The following is a 530-nucleotide window of genomic DNA, read 5'->3' on the forward strand; positions in this document are numbered from 1 at the left end:
ACGGCAGAAAATGTCTACTCTGCTATTCTAACCGCTCATCAACTGGGCCAATAACCCAAATAGCTTCAAACGAGTTTGAGTCCCAAAAGGCAAGCCAAGGTTTGCCTTTTATGCTTCAACTGACTTATCACTTCCATTGACACCTGCCGATGGCAACATCATAACAAACCGCGTCTTGTCTTCATCTGATGTTACTTTTATCTGTCCTTCATACGCTTGCACGATAGATTGGGTAATCGACAAACCTAGCCCTGCACCTACGCTACCTACATGTTGGCGAGATTTATCTGCGCGATAAAACCGGTCGAAAAGGTACGGTAAGTTTTGCTCGGCAATGGTGTCACCTTGGTTGCTGACCGATATCGTAACCTGTTCATCAACCTCTTGAACGTCAATCACAATGGTTGAATCAGCATACGCATGACGAATCGCGTTGGAGAGCAAATTGCCCACCGCACGCTCAAACATGTTTTTGTCCATATAGAGCTGACCGTCGCCTGAACTCACGATTCGCACCTCGGCATCTTCGG

Annotated in this window: 1 protein-coding gene; it reads right to left on the reverse strand. The window is 46.8% G+C overall.

The window, feature by feature from the left end; all coding sequences use genetic code 11:
• Positions 1-108 precede the first annotated feature (108 nt).
• A partial coding sequence (locus R7R24_RS30145) for an ATP-binding protein (protein ID WP_318120646.1) occupies positions 109-530 on the reverse strand: 422 nt, incomplete at its 5' end.

This window comes from Vibrio sp. 704, from assembly GCF_033339295.1.